The following is a 920-nucleotide window of genomic DNA, read 5'->3' on the forward strand; positions in this document are numbered from 1 at the left end:
GCCATCAGGGAGGACCCACGTGAAGATCGCTCTCGATCCCTACATGCATCGCCACGTGCCGCTGCTCGAGCTGCCGCGCTTCGTCGCCGAGCTGGGCTACGAGTACATCGAGCTGTCGCCGCGGGCGGATTTCCTCGACTGGTGGGTCCGGCCGCGCGCCTATCCCGAGCGGATCCGGGCGTTCAAGCGGGCGCTCAAGGACAACGGCGTCGCGCTCGCCTCGTTGCTGCCGATGTACCGCTGGGCCAGCCCGATCGAGGCGGAGCGGCAGGTCGCGGTCAGGAACTGGCAGGCGGCGATCCGGGTCGCGATCGAGATGGAATGCGACACGCTGAACTCCGAGTTCGGCCGCGGTCCGTCGCCCGGGGTGCCCGGCCACTGCACCTGCTGCGCCGGCGCGTTCACGGAGGCCTGCGAGGCGGCATGGCTCCGCTCGATGGAAGAGCTCGTGCCGCTCCTCGAGCGGGAAGGCATCAACCTGCACGTCGAGCCGCACCCCGAGGACTGGGTCGAGACCTTCCACCCGGCGATCGACCTGATCCGCATGATCGGCTCCAAGCGGGTGAAGTTCCTCTACTGCGCGCCGCACACCTTCTATTTCGGCGACGACATGCGGGCGATGATCCGCGAGGCCGCGCCGGTGCTGGCGCACGTGCACGTGGCGGACACCTTCGACCACAAGGCCTCCTCGGGGCTGCGCTACATCGTCAACCCGCCGGGGGCGAAGGTGACGGTGCACCAGCACCTGGACATCGGCCAGGGCGAGGTCGACTGGGACGTGTTCTTCGAGACCCTGCACGAGGTCGGGTTCGACGGCATCATGACCGCGTGCGTGTTCGCCTGGGAGGAGCGGGCCGAGGACAGCTCGCGCTTCATGCGCCAGGAGATCCAGCGCTACCTCGACAAGTACTGGGGCAAGG

1 protein-coding gene is annotated in these 920 nt (G+C 68.4%); it reads left to right on the forward strand.

Going from position 1 to position 920, the window contains the following annotated elements:
* Positions 1-19: 19 nt before the first annotated feature.
* Positions 20-920 (forward strand): sugar phosphate isomerase/epimerase family protein (locus U1T56_RS24130; RefSeq protein WP_418162038.1); only part of this gene is annotated, 901 nt, incomplete at its 3' end.

Origin of the sequence: Benzoatithermus flavus, assembly GCF_037908215.1 — a bacterium.
In the GTDB taxonomy this organism is placed as follows: Bacteria; Pseudomonadota; Alphaproteobacteria; order Geminicoccales; family Geminicoccaceae; genus Benzoatithermus; species Benzoatithermus flavus.